At 63.5% G+C, this 23279-nt stretch carries 27 protein-coding genes; 20 read left to right on the top strand and 7 right to left on the bottom strand.

All coding sequences use genetic code 11. The annotated features are described in order from the left end of the window. Positions 1-14 precede the first annotated feature (14 nt). On the top strand, positions 15-1283 hold the full coding sequence (locus tag AXW84_RS22180; RefSeq protein ID WP_068238544.1) for an alkaline phosphatase family protein: 1269 nt from the start codon (positions 15-17) through the stop codon (positions 1281-1283). On the opposite strand, the gene AXW84_RS22175 is transcribed toward AXW84_RS22180, so the two are convergent. Beyond that, on the bottom strand, positions 1280-2014 hold the full coding sequence (locus tag AXW84_RS22175) for an HAD family hydrolase (RefSeq protein WP_068238542.1): 735 nt from the start codon (positions 2012-2014) through the stop codon (positions 1280-1282). The genes AXW84_RS22180 and AXW84_RS22175 overlap by 4 nt on opposite strands. A 113-nt stretch (positions 2015-2127) precedes the next feature. Between AXW84_RS22175 and AXW84_RS22170 the strand changes: the two genes are divergently transcribed. After that, positions 2128-2703: a helix-turn-helix domain-containing protein gene (locus tag AXW84_RS22170; protein ID WP_082774054.1), complete on the top strand. Its 576-nt coding sequence runs from the start codon at positions 2128-2130 to the stop codon at positions 2701-2703. A gap of 128 nt (positions 2704-2831) precedes the next feature. After that, a complete protein-coding gene (locus AXW84_RS22165; RefSeq protein WP_068238535.1) occupies positions 2832-3983 on the top strand; it encodes a TIGR03364 family FAD-dependent oxidoreductase in 1152 nt (383 codons plus the stop codon). Positions 3984-4105: 122 nt separating this feature from the next. Here the strand turns inward: AXW84_RS22165 and AXW84_RS22160 are convergent, their stop codons facing one another. Then, positions 4106-5773, bottom strand: coding sequence for a formate--tetrahydrofolate ligase (locus tag AXW84_RS22160; RefSeq protein ID WP_068238533.1), 1668 nt, complete (start codon positions 5771-5773; stop codon positions 4106-4108). A gap of 238 nt (positions 5774-6011) precedes the next feature. Further along, positions 6012-7019 (bottom strand): IS110 family transposase, encoded by a 1008-nt coding sequence (locus tag AXW84_RS22155; protein WP_068238531.1) that lies wholly within the window; start codon positions 7017-7019, stop codon positions 6012-6014. Between the two features lie 202 nt (positions 7020-7221). On the opposite strand from AXW84_RS22155, the gene AXW84_RS26100 reads away from it, so the two are divergent. The 9 genes from AXW84_RS26100 (at position 7222) to AXW84_RS22110 (ending at position 11914) form a co-directional block, all read left to right on the top strand. Beyond that, the gene (locus tag AXW84_RS26100; RefSeq protein WP_068238529.1) at positions 7222-7656 is read left to right on the top strand and encodes a hypothetical protein; all 435 of its coding nucleotides are present in this window, start codon (positions 7222-7224) and stop codon (positions 7654-7656) included. Further along, a complete protein-coding gene (locus AXW84_RS22145; RefSeq protein ID WP_236943198.1) occupies positions 7614-8171 on the top strand; it encodes an IS630 family transposase in 558 nt (185 codons plus the stop codon). The genes AXW84_RS26100 and AXW84_RS22145 overlap by 43 nt, the downstream gene beginning before the upstream one ends. A 59-nt stretch (positions 8172-8230) precedes the next feature. After that, the gene (locus AXW84_RS22140) at positions 8231-8698 is read left to right on the top strand and encodes a helix-turn-helix domain-containing protein (RefSeq protein ID WP_068227630.1); all 468 of its coding nucleotides are present in this window, start codon (positions 8231-8233) and stop codon (positions 8696-8698) included. Then, a complete protein-coding gene (locus AXW84_RS22135) occupies positions 8689-9354 on the top strand; it encodes an IS630 family transposase (RefSeq protein WP_082773621.1) in 666 nt (221 codons plus the stop codon). Before AXW84_RS22140 ends, AXW84_RS22135 begins: the two co-directional genes overlap by 10 nt. A 336-nt stretch (positions 9355-9690) precedes the next feature. After that, on the top strand, positions 9691-10428 hold the full coding sequence (locus tag AXW84_RS22130) for an IS3 family transposase (protein ID WP_082774053.1): 738 nt from the start codon (positions 9691-9693) through the stop codon (positions 10426-10428). 17 nt (positions 10429-10445) lie between these two features. Beyond that, the gene (locus AXW84_RS22125; RefSeq protein WP_068238525.1) at positions 10446-10709 is read left to right on the top strand and encodes a transposase-like zinc-binding domain-containing protein; all 264 of its coding nucleotides are present in this window, start codon (positions 10446-10448) and stop codon (positions 10707-10709) included. 112 nt (positions 10710-10821) lie between these two features. Further along, a complete protein-coding gene (locus AXW84_RS22120; protein ID WP_068238523.1) occupies positions 10822-11181 on the top strand; it encodes an IS1 family transposase in 360 nt (119 codons plus the stop codon). A 57-nt stretch (positions 11182-11238) separates the two neighbouring features. Continuing rightward, the gene (locus AXW84_RS22115) at positions 11239-11496 is read left to right on the top strand and encodes a hypothetical protein (protein ID WP_068238521.1); all 258 of its coding nucleotides are present in this window, start codon (positions 11239-11241) and stop codon (positions 11494-11496) included. 130 nt (positions 11497-11626) lie between these two features. Continuing rightward, positions 11627-11914 (top strand): hypothetical protein, encoded by a 288-nt coding sequence (locus tag AXW84_RS22110; protein WP_068238519.1) that lies wholly within the window; start codon positions 11627-11629, stop codon positions 11912-11914. A 247-nt stretch (positions 11915-12161) separates the two neighbouring features. On the opposite strand, the gene AXW84_RS22105 is transcribed toward AXW84_RS22110, so the two are convergent. The 4 genes from AXW84_RS22105 to AXW84_RS22090 form a co-directional block, all read right to left on the bottom strand. Beyond that, positions 12162-12996, bottom strand: a protein-coding gene (locus AXW84_RS22105; RefSeq protein WP_204248399.1) for an IS5 family transposase whose coding sequence is annotated in 2 segments (ribosomal slippage) — positions 12162-12638 and positions 12640-12996 — 834 coding nt in all. Because the reading frame shifts where the segments join, the coding sequence is not laid out codon by codon here. Between the two features lie 252 nt (positions 12997-13248). Continuing rightward, complete coding sequence (locus AXW84_RS22100) at positions 13249-14214, bottom strand: SDR family oxidoreductase (protein WP_068238517.1); 966 nt, start codon at positions 14212-14214, stop codon at positions 13249-13251. Positions 14215-14235: 21 nt separating this feature from the next. Then, positions 14236-15141 carry an SDR family oxidoreductase gene (locus AXW84_RS22095; RefSeq protein ID WP_068238515.1) on the bottom strand — a complete coding sequence of 302 codons (906 nt, stop codon included), beginning with the start codon at positions 15139-15141 and terminating at the stop codon, positions 14236-14238. A gap of 90 nt (positions 15142-15231) precedes the next feature. Further along, positions 15232-16143, bottom strand: a complete 912-nt coding sequence (locus tag AXW84_RS22090; protein ID WP_068238513.1) for an SDR family oxidoreductase — start codon at positions 16141-16143, stop codon at positions 15232-15234. 175 nt (positions 16144-16318) lie between these two features. On the opposite strand from AXW84_RS22090, the gene AXW84_RS22085 reads away from it, so the two are divergent. From AXW84_RS22085 to AXW84_RS26655, 8 genes are all read left to right on the top strand, one after another. Beyond that, complete coding sequence (locus AXW84_RS22085; RefSeq protein WP_071892417.1) at positions 16319-17335, top strand: AraC family transcriptional regulator; 1017 nt, start codon at positions 16319-16321, stop codon at positions 17333-17335. Positions 17336-17751: 416 nt separating this feature from the next. After that, positions 17752-18552 carry an SDR family NAD(P)-dependent oxidoreductase gene (locus AXW84_RS22080; RefSeq protein ID WP_068238511.1) on the top strand — a complete coding sequence of 267 codons (801 nt, stop codon included), beginning with the start codon at positions 17752-17754 and terminating at the stop codon, positions 18550-18552. Positions 18553-18562: 10 nt separating this feature from the next. Beyond that, complete coding sequence (locus AXW84_RS22075; protein ID WP_068238509.1) at positions 18563-19483, top strand: helix-turn-helix domain-containing protein; 921 nt, start codon at positions 18563-18565, stop codon at positions 19481-19483. Positions 19484-19819: 336 nt separating this feature from the next. Next, positions 19820-20725: a helix-turn-helix domain-containing protein gene (locus AXW84_RS22070; protein WP_068238507.1), complete on the top strand. Its 906-nt coding sequence runs from the start codon at positions 19820-19822 to the stop codon at positions 20723-20725. Positions 20726-20817: 92 nt separating this feature from the next. Further along, positions 20818-21306 (top strand): nuclear transport factor 2 family protein, encoded by a 489-nt coding sequence (locus AXW84_RS22065; protein ID WP_068238505.1) that lies wholly within the window; start codon positions 20818-20820, stop codon positions 21304-21306. Continuing rightward, positions 21303-22304 carry an MBL fold metallo-hydrolase gene (locus AXW84_RS22060; RefSeq protein ID WP_071892414.1) on the top strand — a complete coding sequence of 334 codons (1002 nt, stop codon included), beginning with the start codon at positions 21303-21305 and terminating at the stop codon, positions 22302-22304. Before AXW84_RS22065 ends, AXW84_RS22060 begins: the two co-directional genes overlap by 4 nt. Positions 22305-22545: 241 nt before the next feature. After that, positions 22546-22854, top strand: a complete 309-nt coding sequence (locus AXW84_RS22055; RefSeq protein ID WP_068238502.1) for a transposase — start codon at positions 22546-22548, stop codon at positions 22852-22854. After that, positions 22851-23249 carry an IS3 family transposase gene (locus tag AXW84_RS26655; RefSeq protein ID WP_071892413.1) on the top strand — a complete coding sequence of 133 codons (399 nt, stop codon included), beginning with the start codon at positions 22851-22853 and terminating at the stop codon, positions 23247-23249. Before AXW84_RS22055 ends, AXW84_RS26655 begins: the two co-directional genes overlap by 4 nt. Positions 23250-23279: the final 30 nt, after the last annotated feature.

The raw sequence follows: 23279 nt of genomic DNA, 5'->3' as shown, positions 1-23279 counted from the left end.
CCCATAGTGCCCTCATGAAAAATCAGTTGCTGGTGCTACTCGGCCTGCTAGGCTGGCACCTGGCCCGGGCCCAGCCGCCGGTCCGGGCCCGCAAGGTGGTGTTCATTATCGCCGATGGCATTCCGGCCGACGTGCTGGAAAAGGCGAACACCCCGAATATTAAAAAGCTAATTGCGGGTGGCACCTACCTGCGCGCCCACGTGGGCGGTGAGAAGGGCACTTATACCGAGACGCCCACCATCTCGGCGCCCGGCTACAACGACCTGCTCACCGGCACCTGGGGCTACAAGCACAACGTGTGGGGCAATGCTATCAAAGCACCTAATTACCATTACCCTACCATTTTTCGCCTGCTGAAAGAGCAGCAGCCCGCACGGAAAATCGCCATCTTCTCAACCTGGCTCGACAACCGCACCAAACTGGTGGGCGAGGGCTTGCCGGCGGCCGGCGGCCTGCACTTCGACTACAAGGCCGATGGCTACGAGCTCGATACCGTGGCCTTCCCGCACGACAAACAGAGCCTCTACACCCACGCCATCGACGACAAAGTAGTGGCTGAAGCCGCTACCTGCCTGCGCGAAAACGGCCCCGACCTGTCGTGGGTGTACTTGGAACACACCGACGACATGGGCCACCGCCACGGCGACAGCGAGGAGCAAGTGCGCGCCGTGGGCTACGTCGATGAACAAGTGGGCCGTATTTGGGCCACGCTGCGCGAGCGCATGAAAACCAAGCCCGAAGACTGGTTACTGGTACTCACCACCGACCACGGACGCGACGCCCAGTCCGGCCGCAACCACGGCGGCCAGTCAGACCGCGAGCGCACTACCTGGCTCGTGCTCAGCGAGCAAAGCATCAACGCTTATGCCAGCAGCGAGCCAGTAACCATTGTAGACGTACTACCCACCATCGCCCGGTTTATGCAGCTGTCCCTACCGGCTGCTACCCAGCGCGAGCTGGACGGGGTGCCGCTCATTGGGCCAGTATCGCTGGCCGCGCCGCGGGTGACGGCCGGCAGCGATAGCCTGCGTATTACTTGGACCGCCCTGGCCAGCCAACCGGAAAAAGTGAAGGTATGGGCCACCAAAACCAACAACTTCAAAACCGGCGGCACGGACGACTACGAGCTGCTGAGTACCGTGCCGCTGGCCCGGCAGCGCCTGGCCCTCAGCCGGGCGGCCTACCCCGCTGCGTTCTACAAAATCGTGCTCGAAGGCAGCCACAACACCATAAATTGCTGGCTAATGCCCGCCGGGCCACCCGCGCCCAGCGGCCCGGACTAGGCCGGCAGTAATGCTTGCAGCTGCTGGCGCAGCTCGGTGAGCGAGGCTAAAAGGCCGTCGTGGGGGTGGGCGGCCAGCTGCTGCGCCGAGTGCGTGCCGTTGGTAAGGCCCAGGCTGCGGGCGCAGCCGGCGCGCCGGCCCGACGCCAGGTCGGAGGGCGTGTCGCCCACGTTCCAGACCTGCCGCGGGTCGGTGATGCCGAAGGTCTGCATCGCCTTTTGAATCATGAGGGGGGCGGGGCGGCCCTCCGTCACCTCGTCGCTGGCGATGGATAAGTCAATAATTGATTGGCTACTGCCCCGGTGCTGCGCGTCAAGACCCACCTGCCAGCCCAAGCGGCGCAGAATCAGGTCCGTCACCTCGCGGTAGAAGCCCGTGGTGAGGGCAATACGAATGCCTTGGCCTTTGAGAAAGGCAAATAAGTCGAGACAACCTTCGGTGGGCAGTACTTCGGCCGTGCGGTAGTGACTTTCCAGTACGTCCCGAAACACTTGGTACGAGTGGTCTACGTGGGCGGTCAGCTCGGCCCCGGGGGCCGTGGGCCCCAGCTGCTCACGCCACAGCAGGTCGAACACGAAGCGCTTGGCTTGGCCCTGTACAGCCAGGATGCGGGCGGCTGAGGCGTGGAGCCCGGTGGTGGCGGCAGCGCGGGCAAAGCACGCTTCTACTTCGTGCTGGTCGCGGACGGTGGTGCCGGCCATGTCCAGCACCACAAGTTGCAAAGAGGCCATAAAACGGGCAGCTATTTGTGTTGACCAATATGCAACAAATATACGTTCCGCGGCGGGCCCCTTGTTCCGTCATTATCACGTTTGCGTTACGTTTGCCGTCCTAGCTCTTTTGCATGAAACACGATAAATTAAGTTTGATTGGCGTCCGCATCCTGGAACTGCGCAAAGCAAAAAAGTTGAGCCTGCGCGAGCTGGCCAAGCGCAGTGGCCTCTCGGCGGGTTTGCTCTCGAAGATTGAGAATTTCCGTACCGTGCCTTCCCTCTCGGTGCTGGTTGAAATCGCTAATTCGCTGGAAGTGGACGTGGCGGTACTGGTGAAGAACATCAACGGCGAAACCACTGCTCCTTACCTACTAGTGCGGGCCGACGAGGGCCGCCCCGAACAGCGCGACGACTCCAAGGGCCTGCTCTACAAGTACCTGCTCTCCCAGGATCTGCTCAACTACAGCCTGCGCGTCAATGAAGTCCACATCAGCCCCAACACTTACCGCAAGCCGCTCGCCACCAACGCCCTGGAGCTAGTGTACGTACTGGAAGGCACCGTGCACTACGGTTTCAAAGAAGGCGAGGTGGCAGTGGGTCCCGGCGATACCCTGTACTTCGACGGCCTGCTGGCCCACTCCGTGCGTAACGACGCCGCACGCCCCGCCCGCCTGCTGAAAGTGTATTTGCTGCGTCACACCGATTAATTACCAGCTGCCCCGCTGATTAAAACCGGGCCTTGCGCCATAAATAACCTATTCGTAACCGTCCTGCTAGTTTCCTATTAGTTAACTTTTGTTACGTTTGCGCCGACTACCCAACCAGCCGGCGCGCCATGGAAAAATCGTTTGACTTAATCGTAGTAGGCGCGGGAGCCTTGGGCGCGTTCCACGCCTACTTCGCCCTGCAGCGCGGCCTGAAGGTGCTGCTGCTGGAAAAAGATGCTCGGCCCATGGAAGCCACTGTGCGCAACTTTGGGCAAATTATTCCTTCGGGCATGGCCGAAGGCGAGTGGTTCGACTACGCCCGCGTGAGCCTGGCCACTTACCAAGCCATTCAGGCCGAATACGACATTTCCATTCGGTCCACCGGCTCGCTCTACCTGGCCTCGTCGGCGCTGGAAATGCAGGTACTAGAAGAAAAGCACGCCCGCTACCGGGCGCTGGGTTACGCTTCGCAGGTGCTCACCGGGGCCCAGTGCCGGCAGCGCCTGCCCGCCGTGCGGGCCGATTATTGCGCGGGGGGGCTGCACTTTGCCCAAGAAGTCACGGCTGAGCCCGACCTGCTGATTCACCAGTTGCTGGCCTACCTGGTGGCCCGCTGGCGGCTCGACTACCGCCCCGCTACGCCGGTCCGGGAGGTAACGGCCGGCGACGCCGGCTGCACGGTAACCGACGCGCAGGGCCGGCGCTACGCCGGGGCCCAGGTGGTGGTGTGCAGCGGCCGCGACTTCCAGTTTTTATTCCCCGAGGTATTCGCGCAAAGCGACTTGCAATTGGTCAAGCTGCAGATGCTGGCCACCTACCCGCTGCCGCAGGTGTCGCTGCCGGGCGCGGTGCTCACGGGCTTGTCCATCCGGCGCTACCACGCCTTCCACAGCTGCCCGTCGTTCGCCCAACTCCAGCGAGTGGACGTGGACCCCGAATTGCAGCGATGGGGCATCCACCTCTTGTTCAAACAAGCCCTCGATGGGTCCATCATCGTCGGCGACACGCACGAGTACGCCGACCTGGCCACGGCCGACCCCCTGGATTTCAACAACGATGACCAGCTGAACCAGCTTGTGCTGCGCGCCGCCCAGCGCATCTTGGACTTGCCCGACTGGCGCGTTCAGCGCACCTGGAACGGGTACTACTGCCAAAGTAAATCGACCGAAATTTTCCAGCACTCGCCCGACCCGCGCATTCACATCGTCACCGGCATTGGCGGCAAGGGCATGACAACCGCTGGCGGCTTTTCCCGCCAGCACGTGGCCTCCTTAACTTAAGCCACTCAAAATTGCGGCTATTCGCTAAAAATTCTCTTCCACAGCAAAGTTAAGATAGGGCTGTTTTAGGTGGTAAAGTTTCGGTAGGAAAACCGGCGGCAACAACCCAACGACCCCAACGGCTACGACAACCCGGTAATTACCCCGTTGTCGTCGATGTCCATGCCCTCCGAGGCGGGCAAGGCGGGCAGGCCCGGCATGCGCAGCATAGTGCCCAGCAGCGGAATGAGGAACCCGGCCCCGGTGGCCAGTTCAAACTCCCGCACGGTGACGCGGAAGCCCGATGGGCGGCCCACGAGCTTCTCGTTGTCGGAAAACGACTTTTGGGTTTTGGCCATGCAGATCGGCAGGCCCGCCAGGCCCAGCCGGTTGATGCGGCGCAGGTCGGCCTCGGCCTTGGGCGTGTAGTCGACGCCGGCGGCCCCGTAAATTTCCCGGGCAATGGTGTCAATTTTGGCTTTGACGGGCTGATTCCACGCGTAGAGCGGACGGAAGTCGTTGGTGCCGCCGGCGATGCTTTCGAGCACGGCTTCGGCCAGCCCGGTGGCGCCCGCGCCCCCGTCGGCCCAGGCCGTGCTCAGCACAGCTGGCACGCCCAGGTGGGCGCACAGCTTTTGCAGCAGCGTGATTTCAGCCGCGGTGTCGGTCCCGAAGTGGTTGATGGCTACCACGGGATTTAGCCCAAACTTGCGGGCGTTCTCGATGTGCTTTTCCAGATTTGCAAAGCCCTGGGTCACCCGGTCCAGGTCGGGCGTGTTCAACTCGGCCGCGGGGGCGCCGCCGTGGTGGCGCAGCGCCCGGATGGTGGCCACGAGCACCAGCGCTGCGGGCCGCAACTCCCCGTAGCCGCACTTCAGGTTGAGGAACTTCTCGGCCCCCAAATCAGCCCCGAAGCCGGCCTCGGTCACCACGTAGTCGCCGAGCGACAGGCCCATGCGGGTGGCCAGAACGGTGTTGGTGCCTTGGGCAATGTTAGCAAAAGGCCCGCCGTGGATGAGGGCCGGGTTGCCCTCCAAGGTTTGCACCAGGTTGGGCTTTAGGGCGTCGCGCAGCAGGATGGTCATGGCCGCTTCGGCCTTGAGGTCGCGGGCGTACACCGGCTCGTTGTCGTAGGTGTAGCCGACGAAAATGTTGCCGAGTTTGGTTTTCAGGTCGGCCAGGCTGGTGGCCAGGCACAAGATGGCCATGACCTCGGAAGCGGCCGTGATGTTGAAGCCGTCGGTGCGCATCGCCCCGTTGGCCTTGCCGCCCAGGCCGACGATGATTTCGCGCAGGCTGCGGTCGTTCAGGTCGATGGCCCGCTTCCAGGTCACCGTGCGCGGGTCGAGGCGCAGGGCGTGATGGGGTTGGTGAAGGGCGTTGTCGATGAGGGCGGCCAGCAGGTTGTTGGCCTTTTCTACGGCGGCGAAATCCCCAGTGAAGTGCAGGTTGATGTCGACCATGGGGATAAGCTGCGCATGGCCGCCCCCGGTGGCGCCCCCCTTCATGCCGAACACCGGGCCCACCGACGGCTCGCGGAGCACCGCAATGGCCTTTTTGCCCAGCCGGTTGAGCCCGTCGTTCAGGCCCACCGACACCGTGGTTTTGCCCTCGCCCGCCGGCGTAGGGGTGAGGGCCGTGACCAGGATGAGGTGGGCGTTGGCTATTTTCTGCGCATCGAGGAGGTGTAGCGGCAGTTTGGCCTTGTACTTGCCGTAGGTTTCCAGATCGTCTTCGGCGATGGCGAGGCGTTCGGCCACCAGCCGGATGGGCAGAATGGCCGCGGCTTGGGCAATGGCAATATCGGTCATGGGGGCGCAGCGTTTAGCGGAGGAGTAACGGGCGTGTAACAGCAAGCCCGCGTTTTTGTCCGTTGCCGCGGATCGGGGGTGGGCAAACCCAGCTTTTGACTCCCGTGTCCCGTGCTAGCCGGGGTTACTTAAATTGCCTGGATGGAAGACGCCGCACAGGAATTAGGGGCAGTGTGTTGCTTCTGCGGAAACGCCTTGTTGGTAGCGGCGGCGATGTTAACCGTGCGATTTCTATGACCTATGCAAGGGCCAGCGCATAGGTTTTGTCATAATTTCGGTCTTTCTGGACGCAAGCAAAAAGGTAGTGGACGAGTTTGTTGCGCACATTATTGAGGACCAGCATCTTGTTTTTGCCTTCGGCTACTTTCCGTTCGTAATGGGCCTTTAGGGCGGGGCAGTGGCGCACGGCGGCCAACGCGGCCAAGTGCAACAGCATCTTGACGCGCTTGTTGGCCTGGTGGCTCACGCGGGGCCGACCTCGTCGTTGGCCCGAGCTGTGCTCGAAGGGCACGACGCCGGCGTAGCAGGCGTACTGCTTGGGGTCGGCACTGGTCATGAACTCGTTGGTGGTTACCAGTACTTCCGCCGCCGTGACCAGCCCGATGCCGGGCACGGAGCCTAGGCGCTCGTAGAGGTGGGCCAGGGCCGGGTCGTCGCGCAACAGGGCTTTAACGGCGCGCTCCACGGCCTGCACATCGGCCCGCAGCGCGGCCAGCGCGGCGGCACTGCCGCGTTCTTCGGCCCGTTGCTCGGTCGCCGAAAAGAAGCCTTGGCTGCCACTCAGCGGCGTTTGCAGCATTCGGATGACTTTAACCAGCCGGCTGCGGCGGGCCAGCAGCCGGTCCAGTTCGGCCAGTACCGGCCGAGCGGGCTGCCAGAGCTTGGCCTGGTCGCGGTAGCGGGCGGCGCAACGGGCAATGCGCTCGGCGTCTACTTTGTCGGTCTTGCCGCGCACCAGGCCCATGCAGGCCTTCAGGTGAGCGGCCCGCTCCACCCGGACCGGCACGGCCAGGGCCTGCAACGCCGCCAACAGGGGCCGGTTATAGAGGCCCGTGTGCTCCAGGCACACCAAACAATGGGCCAGCGAAAAACCGGGGACGCGTCGGACCAAGTCCTTGACCCATTGCCGAATGGCTGCTGGCTCGTTGGATAGTTGCTGCTGGTCGCAGAGGCGATGGTCGGCGCTGAGCAGGGCCACGTCGAGCGTATCTTTACCCACGTCAACGCCTAGAAAATGGGTGTACATAAAAAAGAAGGGGGTTAGCTGCTCCTGGACAACCCTGCGTTTGCCGCCTCGATGCCTTGCTAATAGGCTCTGAGCCTGGCTTTCTATTGAGGTGCGCGAACGCACCCCGGCGGGTCCTGAATCGGACCATAGGCTGGAACCTGCTCCCGTTGTTAGAGCAGTTTAATAATCAGTATACAGATGGCTGTGCGTAGCTTGCCGCATGAAGCCGTACTCCCAAGCCCTGCGCGAGCGCGTGGCCAGCGCCTGTACCCAACCGGGACGAACCATTGCCCAAGTGGCCGCCGCGTTCAGCGTGAGTACGGCCTTCGTGGACAAGCTCTTGCGGCGGCAACGGACCACGGGCTCGGTCGCGGCCCGGCCCCACACCGGCGGCCCGGCGGCCAAACTCGCCGCCGCCGCGCAGGCGCAACTGGTGGCCTGGGTGGGCCAGCAGCCGGACGTGACCCTGGCCGAACTGCAGGCGGCGCTGGTCGCTGGCGGCGGCCCGGCCGTGAGCCGGACGTTGGTGTGGCAGGTGCTGGCGGGGCACGACTTGCGGCGAAAAAAAAGAGTATCCACGCCGCCGAACGCGACACCGAGCGGGCAAAAGCGTTGCGCGGCGCCTTTCTCGAAGCCCTGCAGGGCGAAGATGTGACACGCTTCAAGTGCGTGGACGAAGCCGGCGTGAACCTGACCCACACCCGCCGCTACGGCCGGGCCGTGGGCGGGCGGCGTGTCGGCCAGGGCGTACCGTTGCACGGCGGCCCCAACGTGCCGGTGGTCGGGGCGCTCTCGGTGGACGGCCTGGAAGCCGTCATGACGCTGGACGGCGCCCTCACCCAAGACCGCTTCGCCGCCTACCTCGACCAGGTGCTCGGCCCCAGCTTGCGGCCCGGCGACGTGGTCGTGCTCGATCATCTGCGCGTGCACAAAGTGGCCGGCATGCGCGAACGCATCGAGGCGTGCGGGGCACGGGGGCTGTTTTTACCCCCGTATTCGCCCGATTTCAGCCCCATCGAAAATGGCTGGAGCAAGTTCAAAGCCTGGTTGCGCACGGCCCAGGCCCGCACCCGCGAAGCCTTGGACGAGGCCATTGGCGCGGCCATGCAGTGGATTAGCGCCGACGATGCCCAAAACTGGTTTGCCCACTGCGGCTATCATGTACACTGATTATTAAACCGCTCTAGTAGGATAAATCTAGTATCTTGTCGGGTAAAATGACCTGACAAATGGCGAAGTATTATGTCTTAGCGCTGAGGGCCGAAGAACAGGCCTCGCTAACGGAACTCGTGCAGCAGCGGCGCGTGGCCAGCGCCCGGCTTGTGCGGGCTCAGTGCCTGTTGGCCGTAGCTACAAACGGCTTGAACTGGAGCGACACCCAGACTAGCCAAGCCTACGGCGTGAGTACGCGCACCCTGGAGCGCCTGCGCCAACGCGCCTGCGAGGCGGGCGTGGAGGCCGCCCTGCTGGGGCAGCCCCGCCAGCAGTGGCCGGCCAGTAAGTACACCGGGGAGGTGGAGGCGCACCTGGCCGCGGCGGCCTGCTCCACCCCGCCCGAAGGGTACGCCCACTGGACATTGCGCTTGTTGGCCGCTCACCTGGTCACGCTGCAGGTGCTGCCCGAGGCCAGCCCGGCGATGGTGGGGCGGGTACTAAAAAAAATGCGTTACAGCCCTGGAAGCGACAGATGTGGGTGATTCCACCCGCTCAGAACGCGGCCTTCGTCTGCGCCATGGAACGGGTGCTTGACGTCTACCAACGCCCGTACGACCCAGCCCAGCCAGTCGTGTGCCTGGATGAGTCGCCCAAGCAATTACTACGCGAAAGCCGCGTGCCACTCCCGCTGCCCGATGGCAGCACCCGCTACGACTGCGAGTACCACCGCCAGGGCGTGGCCCAGGTGTATATGCTGCACGAGCCGCTGGCCGGTCGCCGCCGGGTGCAGGTCGAAGACCGCCATGACCGACTCACGTTTGCCCGGGCGGTAGCCCGCCTGCTGGAGGAGGACTACGCCCAAGCGACGCGCGTGACGCTGGTGCTCGACAATTTGTCGGCGCACCAGCCCGCCGCTTTTTACGAGATTTTTGACCCGGTACGGGCGCACGCCCTGTTGCAGCGCGTGGAATTTGTGTTCACCCCCAAGCATGGCTCGTGGCTCAACATGGCTGAAATCGAGTTTGCCGCCCTGCTCACCCACGGCCTGCCGCAGCGCGTGCCCGACCGGCCGACGCTGGAAGCGCACTGCTACGCTTGGCAACTAGCGCGCAACCAACTGGGGGCACCCACCAACTGGCAGTTTACAACCGAGAAGGCCCGCATCAAACTCAAACGGTTGTACCCGACAACCGGCTAGATTTGACCTACTAGGGTAGCCCGCCGGGGTGGTTGTCCGAAAACAAAAGGTGAAAAGAACCGGACGTTGTCTTGGTTTCGTCCCACGCCTCAAAACTAAAGGCTCCCGTTGCACCGACGCCCAACGTTGAGCCGCTCTACGCGGCCATCGGCCGGCTACAGATGGAAAATGCGCTGCTAAAAAAAACGCTGCCCCGATGAGCACGTCCAGCAACGCGCCCTAGTGAAGGCAGCGGACCCGGCCAGTTCGGTGGCCGCCCGCTGTCAGGCCCTGGGCCTTTCGCGCAGCAGCTTCTAATACCAGCCCTGTGGGGAAAGTGCGTATAACCTCGAACTCATGCGCCTGCTCGACGAGGAATTCACCCAGCACAACTTCAAGGGCGTGCTGGGCCTGCGCGACCACCTGCGCCTGGCTGGCCACGCCGTCAACGAAAAGCGCGTGCGCCGGCTCGTGCGCCGGATGGGCCACGAGCCCATTTATCCCAAACCGCGCCTGTCCGTGCCGGGCCAGGGCATCACGTCCTACCCCTACCTGCTGCGCGAGCGCCCGGCCACGGCCCCGAACGAGGTCTGGAGTACCAACATCACCTACGTGCCCATGGTCAAGGGCTTTTTGTATCTGGCCGCCGTGCTCGACTGGTACCCGCGCTACGTGCTGAGCTGGCAGCTTTCCAATACGCTCGACATGGGCTTTTGCCTCCAGGCGCTGGCCGATGCCCTGCGCGTGGCACCGGCCCCGCACATCTTCAATTCCGACCAGGGCAGCCAATTTACCAGCCCGGCGTACGAACAGGCCCTGCTACAAGCTGGCTGCCGCATTAGCCGCGATGGCCGGGGACGCGTCACCGGCAATGCCTTCATCGAGCGCCGCTGGCGCACGGTCAAATGGGAGCATATTTACCTCAACCCAGCCGACGACGGCCGGCACCTGCACCAGCAATTGCACGCGTACTTTGGCTACTACAACCAGCGCCGGCCGCACCAAAGTCTGGGTGGTCAAACGCCCGCCCACGTCTACCGAATGAGTCCCACATTCAAGCATAACCATATTTGGCGGTGGTCTAAATGGGGATGAAATTCGCAGGAGCCCTTATGGTTCATACGCAACATTTTTGCGCCAAGTGTGGCAGCGACCAAATTCGCCGCAATGGGCACCGCCAGGGGCACGCCCGCTACCAATGCAAAGCCTGCCGCCACCAAGCCCGCTTCGAGCCCGCCGCCGTGGCGAAAGCCGCGCAGTACGCGCAGGTAGACAAGCTGCTCGAAGAGCGCAACTCACAGCGCAGCATCGTGCGGGCAACGGGGGTGTCGCGCATGACCATTGCCAGCCGGATTAAAAAAAAGCCGCCCTCGTAGCCCCGGCGTTGCCCCGCTTGCGGTCGAAAAAGGCGCAGAAAAAGCGGTGGGAAGCGCTGGAACTGGACGAGCTGTGGACCTTCGTGGGCCGCAAGAAGCACAAAGTCTGGCTGTGGCTGGCCGTGGAGCGGAGCGGGCCAGTCGCCGCATCGTGGCCTGGACGCTGGGCACGCGGGGCGCGGAGGCGGCCCGCCGGCTCTGGCACCAGCTGCCCGCGCGCTACCGCCGCCACTGCTGGTACTTCACCGACGAGTGGAAAGCCTATGCCCAGGTCCTGCCACGTATCCGGCACCGGCGCTGTCCCAAAGGCGATGGCGGCACCAATGTCGTGGAGGCCATTAACTGCTCCTTGCGCCACCGCTGCAGGGTGCTGGTACGCAAAAACTGTTCCTTCAGCAAGTGCCTGAAAATGCACATCGCCCGCATTAAAATTAGCATTGATGGCCATAACCGTAGTATCATCCTTGATTAGACCAACGCCAAACTATTATTTGTCCTCTACTGCCTCAAAACGTATCCCGCCTTTGACGTGCTGGCCGCTACGTTTGGCCTGCCACGCTCCAAAGCTTGCGAACACGCGCTCCGCTTAGCCAAGGCCCTGGAACGTGCCCTGCGCACGCAAGGCGTGCTGCCGGCCCGCGCCATCGACTCGCTGGCCCAGGTGCAAGCGGTCTTTGCCGAGGTGCCCGTGCCGCTGCTCGATGCCCCCGAGCGCCCCCCACACCGGCCGCGCGCCGTCGTGGACCGGGCGGCCGGCTACTCGGGCAAAAAAAAGACTGCCCCGTAAAAAGGCGCTTGTCGCCGCCCCCGCCCGGTGTGTTCACTACCTGGGACCCACCACCTGCGGGTCCACGCACGACGACCAACTGCTTAAAAACGGGTTCGCGGCCAACCGGGGCTTACGCGACCCCTTCGCCTTGCCGGCCGATTGGGGCTACCTGGGCCTGGTCACCGACTACGGCCTGCCGCCCCAAAGCCTGCCGCCCCAAAGCCTGCCGCCCCAAAGCCTGCCGCAGCGCAAGCCCCGGCACCGCAAAAAACGCCCCGACGCGGCCCTGACCGATGCCCAACGAACCGAAAATGGGCCCACGCCCGCCGCCGTGCCACGGGCGAACACGCCATCGGCGGGGCCAAACGCCTGGGCTGCGTGGCCCAAACCGGCCGCAATAAGTCCGCTGCATTTAACGACCGGCTCCTCGCCCTAGCTTGTGGAATCTGGAATTGGCATCTCAAAAAACGAAAAGAAGCTATTTAGGAACAAGTCTACTCAATACAATACCCCCGCAATGTCTTTACCACCCGGCCACCCTATAGGTTTTTCCCTAATTGAACGCTCTTTCTCCTGAACGCCTCGTCTACTTTGGGACCCTTTTGCTAAACGTGGGTTGCGTCTTGGCGCTACCTTCGACGATATCCGTTTTCACCCCATGAAGGAATTACAATGCTTAGAGGCTATCCAAATAGGCAATTGGACCAGGTGATTCGCGCGCAAGCAAAATGAAGCATGGCCAGGTAGTTTTCGGGCTTTTTGGCCCAGCGAATGAGCAAGTGCCGGAAGCGGTTGCGCCAGGAGTGGGTCCGCTCCACGGCCCAGCGCCGGGCTTTCTGGCCGGCTTTTTTGGCCTGGACTTCTTCCCCCCGCGGGCGGATGTGGGCCGTGTAGCCGAGGGCCGCCAGCAGTTCGCGCACCTGCTTCGAGGCGTAGCCGGCAGCCAGGCACAGCCCCTGCTGCCCGCCCGCCGCCCGGTGGGCGTCGCGGGCGGCTTCGGCCTGGGGCGGCACGCTGGCCCAGGTGCTCTCCACCAGCTTCCCGTCGTGGCGGTTGGCCCCGTCGAGCACCAGCCCCACCGGGATGCCCCGGGCCTCCGTCAACAGGCTGCGCTTGACGCCGCCGTTGCCGCGGTCCGGGGGGTTGGGCCCCGTTTTTTTTTCCGCCCAGCGGCGCTTTGTGCAGCGAGCCGTCGAGGGCCATCCAGGCAAAGTTTAACCCAAGCAGCTCGTCGTAGTCGCCCAGGGCCTCGTCCCAGCGGCGGGCAAATACGCCGGCTTGCACCCACTGCTGGAACCGGCTGTGGGCGGTACTGCTTTGGCACAAACCGGTTGCATCCAGCGCTTTCCACTGGCAGCCCGTGCGCAAAACGAAGAAGATGGCGCTCCGCGCGTCCCGGTCCGGGATGCGCGGCCGATGGCAGCCCAGCGGGTGGGCCTTGCCCACATGCGCGGGCAGCAGGGGCGCTAACCGCGCCCAAAGCGTGTCTGAAATCGTGAATTCTTGAACTGTCGCCATTAGCCAAAGTTAATCCCCTATTTGGATAGCCTCTAAGCCGTTGCCGGAAAGTGCGCATGTATTGACTCGTTGTCACAGGGCGGCAAAGCGCTCACTGGTCAGCACAAACACGTCGCGGCGGCGTAAAACCAAACTTTTAGCCAAGGCCAGTGGTGGGGCCGCCTGACAAAGCCTGGGTAGCAGCCCGCCGTAGCCACCGCTCCTGCTTCTAACAAAGGCCGTCCGCCGGGCAGCGCGGCCATTGGGCGCTTTTCAATGGTCGAAATACGTAGTTGATTGAGCCAGGTCGGCCAGTAAGCCGGGCTGCGTCGGCTGCCAGCCCAATCGGGCTTGGGTGAGCGTGCTGGAGGCGGGATTGTCGGTTCCGAATAAGGGCCCGAGGAAGCCAAAGTGCCGGCCGGCCTCCTGGGTTGACTGGCCGACCACTGGCATGTGAAGGCGGCGGCCGATAAGCGCCGCGATTTCTTTGGTCGATATTCCCTCCTCCGCCACGCCGTGGTACCGTGCGCCCGCCGTGCCTTGCTCCAAGGCCAGCCGGAAAAGGTGGGCCGCGTCCAGGCGGTGGACCGCCGACCAGCGGTTGAGGCCGTCGCCGACATACGCCGACACGCCCTTCTTGCGCGCAATCCCGATGAGGCGGGGCACGAAGCCGGTATCCCCGTCGCCGTGCACCGTGGGCGGTAGGCGCACCACCGACGCGCGCACCCCCTGGGCCGCTAGTGCCAGGGCGACGTCTTCAGATGCGAGGCGGTGCGCGGCGATGGAGCCGGGGTCGCCCGCCTCGTCTTCGCTCGTCAGCCGGCCCGCCGCCAGGGCGGCAATGCCGGAGGTGACGACGAGCGGGCGGCCCGAGCCCGCGAGGGCCTCGCCGAGGGCCTCAACCGCGCGCTGGTCTGCCTCGCCGATGGCCCCGATGAAGCGCGCGGCAATGCCGCCGGGTAGCCCGCCCAGCAGCACGCGCAAACGCGTCGAAAGCGGCGCGTAGGAGAACTCGTGGATATAGGCCAGGTGGATAACGCCGTCCGCCGCCGCGGCCCCCGTGCGCAAGCTTGCCAGGTCATCCAGGGCCCCCTCGTGGGCTTGGGCCCCCGCAGTAGCCAGCTTCAAAGCCGCGGCCCGGGAGCGGGCGAGGCCCAGCACCTGGTGGCCCGCGTCGAGCAATTCTTGCACCACGGCCGCTCCAATGAAGCCCGTGGCGCCGGTAACAAAGACCCGCATCGCTATAGTTTTTAGGATTAATTAATTGCTTGCCAACGCGTGCTCCGCGGCCGCTGGCCAGGACCGCAGCGGCCGGGGCAGGAGCGTGCGGATGGGCAGGGGGTCGCCGTTCATATCGACTTGCAGGCTGTCCCGGAAGCCCTCCATTGCCCCCTCGGGGGGGCTACCCCGGCGTTCGGGGGCCGGGGCGGGGGGGCTGGCGGGCGTCGGTGGGGGCAAGAGGGCCGGACGCCGGGCCAGCATAGCCGCAATGGTTTCGATTAACTGCTTGATGGACAGCACGTAGTCATTGCCCACGTCGTAGCCTTGCCCATACGTGCGCGGGTCATCAAGCACGCCGACGAGGTAATACACCAGGTCGTCCACGGCAATCGTGCGCATCCGCGGCCGGTCGCCGCCCATCCTGCTGCCGACAGGAAGCCTGGCTTGGTTCACGACCCCGTCAAACCCGCCGCCGCCCACGCCGACGATGAAACCGGGCCGGATGACGGTGGCATCGAGGCCGCTGGTGAGCAGCAATTGTTCCGTGTGCCAGCGCTCGCGCAGCCACTCGCTCGGGGCCTCGGGGGAGGTGCCTAGGGAAGTGATGTAAACCACCCGGCGCACCCCGCCCGCCCGGCAGGCCGTGATAACGTTTTGCACGCCGGTTTTCTCGATGTCCATGAAGCGCTGATTCGCTGCGCTGCCCGGCTGCGCCGACAAGGTGTGGATGGAGATGTAGACGGCTTCCACCGCCGCTACGGCCCGCTGCACCGCTGCGAGGTCTGAAATATCTCCCGGCATCACCTCGCAGCCGGCGCGGGCCAGATCCTCGACCTTCGCTACCTCCCGCGCCAGGCAGCGAACCGCGTAGCCGGCGGCTAATAAGGCGTTACTCAGCTGCCGGCCAATAAAGCCCGACGCGCCGATAACCAAAACTGTTTTCATAAATCAGGTGGCTTGTTAAGGCGCTTCCTCCCGTTCAGGAGGAAGCGCGTGGGGAATTAAGGTTCGAGTACCCGCCGCGCGGCAGCGCCGCTAGCTCATGGCCAAGGCCCGCTTCACGGCCTGTCGAAAGGGCAAAGGTGGCCGTGGCAGAAGCGCGCGCAGCGGCAGCGGGTTGCCAATCATCTCGACCTTCACACCCTCCACAATGCCCTTGATGGTGCCGCGGGCGAGCTTGCCCATCCGTTCGATGAGCGGAGCACCCGCACCCATTAGGCCGAGCGGCAACTGGAGCTTGAGCGGATGCGGCCGGCCCAGCAGGTCGGCCGTGCCGTCAATCAGCTGGTTGGTGGATAAGAGGTTGTCGTTGCCCACGTCGTAGCCTTGCCCGTAGGTGCGGGGCTCGTCCAGCACGCCGACGAGGTAATACACCAGGTCGTCCACGGCAATGGTGCGCATCCTGGGCCGGTCGCCGCTCAGACTGAAGGCGACGCGGCGCTTGGCGTTGCCTACCACCGTGTCGAACCCGAGGCCGCCCACGCCAATGACGAAGCCGGGCCGGATGACGGTGGCGTCCAAGCCGCTGGTGAGCAGCAGCTGTTCGGTGTGCCAACGCTCGCGCAGCCACTCGCTTCGCTCATCGGGAGAAATGCCCAGAGAAGTAACGTAAATTACCCGACGCACGCCCGCTGCGCGGCAGGCCGTGATGACGTTTTGGACGCCGGTTTTTTCGACATCCATAAACCGCGCGCCGGCCCCGCTGCCCGGCTGGGGCGATAAGGTGTGGATGGAGATGTAGACGGCCTCTACTGCTGCTGCCGCCCGCTGCACCGATGCCAGGTCCGCAATGTCGCCCGGCATGATTTCGCAGCCGGCGGCGGTCAGGTCTGCGACCTTTGCCACATTCCGCGCCAGGCAGCGGACCGCGTAGCCGGCGGCCAACAGCGCGGTGGTTAACTGCCGGCCAATGAAGCCCGACGCGCCGATAACCAGTATTTTTTTCATAAAGTAAGTAGCAGATGGTTGTGCTTCGCCGTGCTGCGGGAGTAGAGTCGTTGATTGAGTTTAGGCCGCCGCACAATTACCGCCCGGCCATGCAAAATTACCCGCCGCCTAAGAACGGCCTATGCGTTATCGTCCGTATTATCTTTGTGGGCGTTCAAAATAATAGGAGTAGCTCATGGACCCCCTCTCAGATGTTTTGTCATTGGTGAAGATTCGCGGGTACCTCTACAATGCCTTTTCGGCGGGGGGCGAGTGGTCCATCGCGTTCGGCCCGCACGAAGGCATCAAGTTCTACGCGGCGGCGGCCGGCGCGTGCTGGCTGTCTGTAGCGGGGGTGGCCGACCCAGTTCGGGTCGAGACGGGGGACTGCCTGCTGTTGCCGCACGGGCAGCCTTTCCGCGTGGCCAGTGACTTGGCGCTGGCACCCGTGGATGTGCTCACCCTCTTTCCTAACCGGGGCACGGGCGGCATCGTGACGTACCAGGGCGGCGGCGATTTTCTGAGCCTGGGCGGTTATTTCACCCTCGCGGGCGCGCAGGCCGACCTGTTGCTGGGCGTGCTGCCGCCGGTCGTCCACATCCGGGCGGAAGCCGACAAGGCGGTGTTGCGCTGGACGCTGGAACGGCTGCAGCAGGAGTTGCACGCGCCGCAGCCGGGGGGCTTTCTGGTGGCCCAGCAGTTGGCCACCCTGCTGCTGGTGCAGGCGCTGCGGCGGCACCTACTCGATGGGGCCGCCGGCGGCGTCGGCTGGCTCTACGCGCTGGCCGACAAGCGGCTGGGCGCGGCCCTCACCGCCCTGCACGCGGACCCGGCGCAGCGCTGGACGGTGCAGGCGCTGGCGGCGTGCGCCGGGATGTCGCGCACCAGCTTCGCCGTCCAGTTCAAGCAAGCGGTCGGCCAAGCCCCCCTAGAGTACCTGACCCGCTGGCGGATGCGGCTGGCCGCCGACCGGCTGACCCACGCTGGCGACTCGCTGGCGGTCATCGCGCAGGCGCTCGGCTACGAATCCGAGAGCGCCTTCAGCACCGCCTTCAAGCGGGTCATGGGCTGCTCGCCCCGGCACTACAACCGGGCCGAGCAGCCCCTGCCGCCTGCTCCGCGACTGCCAGCCGCCCCGGTTAGCCTCCCTTTCCCGGCCGAGCTACCCGACCCAGCCCGGACGTCCACGAACCGCGTCCGGGTACCTGCCTAGTGGGCAAAATCGACTGAATGAATTTCCGACCATCGATTTTCCGGCCACCCACCTTGCCTGAGCCACCGGGGTATAAGCCAGCTACAACGTGGCCAGGGTTCATTGGCACCAGGGAGGCACCGAAGCAATAAATATACCCTATACTCTTAGCGGGAATTTCTGTCCCTAGTATTGTGCTACCCCCTTGGGCAGAGAGCATCAAAAAGTGTGGGGCAATCCTCTTTTGCAGTCGGTTCAGACAACAACGGAGCAAATAACCGCTTAATCCAGAAACCGACTGCCCCACACTTTTTGATGCTCTCCCCTTGTAACCGACGACAACCCGAAGTTTGGACACAACAAACCGCATCCTGGATACTTTTCGGTTGGGCAGCTGCCGCACCTTTGCCGTAAGCTAACTAGCGCAAGCACGAGCAATGGAAACGACTTTGATAACCGGCGCGTCGGGCGGCATAGGGGAAGCCCTGGCCGCCCGGTTTGCCGAACGGAAGCACAACCTGCTGCTGGTGGCCCGAAACGCCGCCAAACTCGCCGCGCAATGTCGGCAGCTGGCCGAAACGTATGGCATCAGCGCCCAGTACATCGCGGCCGATTTGGCGTTGCCTACTGCCCCAACCCAGATTTTTGCCGAAACCCAGCAGCGCGGCCTGGAAATAACCGGGCTCATCAACAATGCCGGGATTGGCTCGGGCGGGGAGTTTTCGGCGCTGGCGCTGGACGCGGAGTTGCGGTTGCTACAGTTGAACGTGTCGGCCCTGGTGGCCCTGACGCACCTGTTTCTGCCCCAGATGCAGGCCCGCCGAAGCGGCACCATCGTCAACGTGGCCTCGATGGCGGCCTTTATGCCCATCCCGTACATGGCGACGTACGCAGCCAGCAAAGCCTTCGTGCGCGCATTCACCGAGGCCATTACCGAGGAGTGCAAGCCGCACAACATTCGGGTCTTGCTGCTGTTCCCAGGGCTGACCAAAACCAATTTCAACGAGGCCGCGGGCATTGCGGGCGACATCGGCAAAGGCCTCAATACGGAGTACACCAGCGCGGCGCAAACCCCCGAGCAGGTGGCGGATGAAACCCTCAAAGCGCTCGATACCGGCCAACAGGCCGTCGTATCGGGTCGCCTGAACCGACTCGGGGCCAAACTGCTGGCACTAGTACCGAATGCCGTAACCGCCAAAAGCATGGCCGGTAGCTACCGGAAGAAAATGGGCTTATAACGCAGCACGCATGAGCAGGGAAGAAACCATAACCATTCAGGTGCCGTCGGTGGCGGCGCAGCTTCAGCTAGCGGGCGTAGCGGCGCGGCTCAAGCACCCGCTGTTCAGCATCCTGCGCTTTGAAGACCTGCCGCCCGCCGCCGTGACGCAGCGGGTGCGGCTGATTTCCGACTTGTACCAGATTACCTTGAAAAAGGACTGCCCCTGCAAGCTGCAGTACGGGCAAACCCCCTACGACTTTGGCGAAGGCGTCATGTCGTTCTTTGCGCCCAAGCAGGTGGTCATTTTGGAGCCCGGTGCCGTGCTGCCGGCGGCGGGCTGGCTGCTGTTGGTCCACCCCGATTTTTTACGGGGCCACCCGCTCAGCCAGACAATCAACGACTACGGCTTTTTTGAGTACGCCGTGAATGAAGCCCTGTTGCTGTCGGCGGAAGAACAGGACGCCATCGAAGGGCTGCTGCGGCAGGTGGAGCAGGAAGCCAACCGGCCCCTCGACCACCTGAGCCAAGCGGTGCTTATCCTCCATCTGGAACTGCTGCTGACTTACTGCCAGCGCTACGTCAACCGGCAGTTTATCACCCGCAAACCGAACAACCACGAGCTGCTGCGCAAGGTGGAATTGCTTTTACACCAGCATTTCACCCAGCAAGACCTTCTCGAAGGCCTGCCAACCGTTGGCCTACTGGCCGAGCAGCTCCACCTGTCGCCCAAGTACTTAAGTGACTGCCTGAAGCAGTTAACCGGGCAGACCGCGCAGCAGCTTATTCACGAGAAGCTGCTAGCCCACGCCAAACACGTTTTGACTACTACCGAACTGGCCGTGAGTGAAATAGCGTATCAACTGGGATTCGAGTACCCCCAGTCCTTTAGTAAGCTGTTCAAAAACAAAACCAACCAGACCCCGCTGGAATACCGCCAGTCGTTCAACTGACGGCTGCCTGTCAGGGGTGTAAAGCCCCGGAATATGATGCTGAACCTTGGGGTGTTGTTAAGCCAATACAGCAGTGTGGGGGCCGGCGTACGGTAGCGCGAATTTTGTAGTTCGCGTTCGCGGGCCGCTCGCGTCATCGGCCGGAGCCGCGAGCTATAAAATTCGCGCTACGGCTACCTGTACACTGATGCTGAAACCATTGTAGGGGATAACTGCCGACTTGAAGGGTTTTCCCTAATTACTTAACAAAACCTTAGGTAGAGGGCGCGCGAGAAATGCCCACCCGTGCTGGAACTGTGAATCCAGGAGTTGATTTGATTTTTGTAGCTTTAGAACATGGAAAAGCCGCAGAACATCGAAGAATTCTACCGAGCGCACCTGGCGCTGATGCCCACGGCCATTCAGCAGGAGGTGGGGCATTTCAACGTGCTGCGGTGGGCAGACCTGGACGAAGGCAAGGCGCGGTGCTCTTCTTTCAGCCGCCAGCAGTTTTACAAGATTACCCTGATTTCGGGCGACAACACCTACCACTACGCCAACCGGTCGGTGCGCGTTGAAAAAAACGCGCTGGTTTTCAGCAACCCGCTGGTGCCTTATCACTGGGAGCTGCACGACGAGGAGCAGACCGGAATGTTCTGCATTTTCACCGAGGACTTTCTGCTGCGGCACGCGCCGCTGGCCCTGGCCGAGTACCCGCTGTTCCGACCCGGCGGGCAGGTGGTGTTTCAGCTCACCGACGCGCAGTACCAGGCCGCCGATGCCGTTTTTGCCAGCATGGTGGCCGAGCTGGAATCCGACTACCTGTTCAAGTACGACGTGTTGCGCAACGCGACGCTCGATTTAATTCACATGGCCCAGCGCCTGCAACCGGCCGCGGCCCGGCATCAGCACCCCAATGCCCCCACCCGCATCGCCGCCCTGTTTATGGAATTGCTGGAGCGGCAGTTTCCGATTGAGTCGCCGGGGCAGCGGGTGCGCCTGCGCTTCCCGGTCGAGTTTGCCGCCCAACTGGCCATCCACGTCAACCACCTCAATAAGGCGCTGAAGGAAACCACCGGGCAAACCACATCGGCCCTGCTCGCCGCCCGCCTCATGCAGGAAGCCCGGAGCCTGTTGCGGCATACGGTGTGGTCAGTATCCGACATCGGCTGGTGCCTAGGTTTCGAGGAACTGCCGCACTTCATCAACTTCTTCCGCAAGCACACCCGCACGACCCCGAACGCCTTCCGCCGGACGCTTTGATTTTCGCAGCTTTTTGCTTGGATTTTGTAGCTCTACCCGTAGCGCAGGCCGGTACTTTTGCTCCATTACGAACCAATTAATCTCCGCAAAGTATGAGCAAGACCTTTTGGTGGGGGGTGGCGCTGGCCGCCGTCTGCCTGCCCGCCCTGGCGCGGGCGCAAACGCCGACCGCTACCGAAGCCCGGAACAAACAATTAATCCGGCAGACTTTTGCCAAGTGGACCCAGGGCAAGGGCACGTTGTACGACTTACTTGCCCCGAACGCGCAGTGGACGCTAACCGGCAGCTCCCTGCTTTCGAAGACGTACACCAGCAAGCAGCAGTTCATCGACGCCACGGTTACGCCCCTGTTCCAGCGGCTGTCCACGCCCTTTGTACCCCGGCTCCAGCAGCTCTACGCCGAGGGTGATGAGGTTATCGCCACCTTCGATGGCACCGGCACGGCCAACGACGGTAAGCCCTACCACAATACATATTGCCTGCTGATGACCCTGAAGGGCGGCCAGATTGTCCGAACCGTTGCCTACCTCGACCTGCTGGCCTATATGGAGCTGCTACACCGCGTACCCGCCCGCCCATGAGGACTTCTTCGTTTGTAATTCGACTCCGGCTGGGACTTCTGGCCCGGCGGGTGGGCTTGCTGCTCGCCGCTGGCTGCTGGGCGCACGGGGCCGCCGCCCAGCAACCCGCCGCCCCCGCGCTGCTGGCGCAGCCCGGTTACTACCGGATGCGGCTGGGGGCCGTGCTCGTCACGGCGCTGGCCGACGGCACCGTGCCGTACCCGTTCCGCGACATCCTGACGCACACTACCCCCGCCGAGGTAGACCGACGGCTGGCCCGCGCCGACCTTACCTCGCCGGTCGAAGGCTCCGACAACGGCTACCTCCTGGAATTAGGGACGCGCCTTGTGCTAATCGATACCGGGGCCGGCGATTTGCTGGGCCCCACTACGGGCCATTTGCTGGCCGGGCTGCGGGCAGCCGGCTACCAGCCGGAGCAGGTGACAGATGTGCTGCTCACCCACCTGCACTCCGACCACGCCGGGGGCCTGGTGACGGGTGGGCAGCGCGTGTTCCCCAACGCCACGCTGCACGTCAGCCAAGCCGACCTGGATTATTGCCTGAGTGACGCGCGCGTACAGCAGGCCCCGGCATCGGCCCGCCCTTACTTTCTGGCGGCCCGCGCCGCGCTTGTCCCTTACCAGGCGGCGGGCAAGGTGCAGGCTTTCACGGGGGCCATCACGCTTTTCCCGGGCCTGCAAGCCCAGCCGGCCCCCGGCCACACGCCCGGCCACACCAGCTACGTACTGGCCAGCCAGGGCCAGAAGCTGGCTTTTTTGGGCGACGTGCTGCACGCGGTGGCCGTGCAGCTGCCCCAGCCCGCCGTGAGCTTGCTCGGCGACACCGACCAGGCCCGCTCGGCGGCCACCCGCCAGCAGGCCGCCGCCGATGCGGCCCGGCTGGGTTACTGGGTGGCGCTTGCCCACACGTCCTTCCCCGGCATCGGCCACGTGCGCCCCGCCGGCCAGGGCTACGAGTGGGTACCCATTAATTACAGCCTCAAGGGCACGGGGCAATAAGGACAAACCAATGACTACGTTTCAACTGGTCAATTAAACAAGAGGGCATCAAAAAATGTGGGGCAATCCTGTTTGTTGGCAGCCTCCTGCGGAAGCGCAGCAAACGGCCATTTTTACCAATCTAGGATTGCCCCACCCTTTTTTTTGTTCTCCAATAATCGTTGTTAGGCCTTCTTATAACAGCGGGGGGATTGAGGTGGTCGGGTAGGAATGGACACGGAGAAAGTAACTTTCCCCTGTCATGGAAGCAGAAAAATCAGCCGGTAAACGGCCACGAACCAAGTATGATGCAGCGTTTCGGAGCGAGGCGGTCCGCCGCGTGAACCAAGATGGGCAGATGGCGGCGCGGGTCGCCCAGGCGTTGGGCATGAGCGAGGCCGTGTTGGACAAGTGGGTGCGGGCGGCCCGCGCGCAAGCCGCTCGTCCAGTGGGTAGCGAAGCGCTGGAGCAAGAAAACAAGCAGTTGCGGGCCCAACTGGCGCGCGCCGAAATGGAGCGCGACATTTTAAAAAAAGCGCTGACCATCTTTTCGCAACCGACGGGCCGATGAAACGCTTCACCTTCATTGCCTTACATGTCCATTGCTGGCCCGTACGGCAGCAGTGCCAGCTGCTAGGCGTTAGTCCCAGCGGGTACCACGCGCGGTGCAAGCGGGCACCCGCGTCGGCGGCCGAGCAAGCGCTTCCTGCTTGGCAAGTGGCGGCCCAGCGCGTGTTTACCACCCACGCCGGCCGCTACGGTCAGCGCCGACTACGGGCCCAGCTGCGCCGCGAAGGCCATGAAGTAGGCCGGCAGCGGCTGCGCGGTTGGCTCAGCGCCAGCGGCTTACGCGCGCTCAGTACTCGCACCAGCACGCGGCCCCCACGCACTACCCAGGCCGACCCGCAAGCCGTAGCTGCTGCTAACAAGCTAGCAAACCCAAGTTGCGGAGTAGTGGAGTCATAAAAAAAGTTTGTTCGGCCTGAACAGACTAGG

Origin of the sequence: Hymenobacter sp. PAMC 26628 (genome assembly GCF_001562275.1) — a bacterium.
GTDB lineage: Bacteria > Bacteroidota > Bacteroidia > Cytophagales > Hymenobacteraceae > Hymenobacter.
The sequence above is the reverse complement of the archived record's forward strand: the minus strand, read 5'-3'. Positions and strand labels throughout refer to the sequence as shown.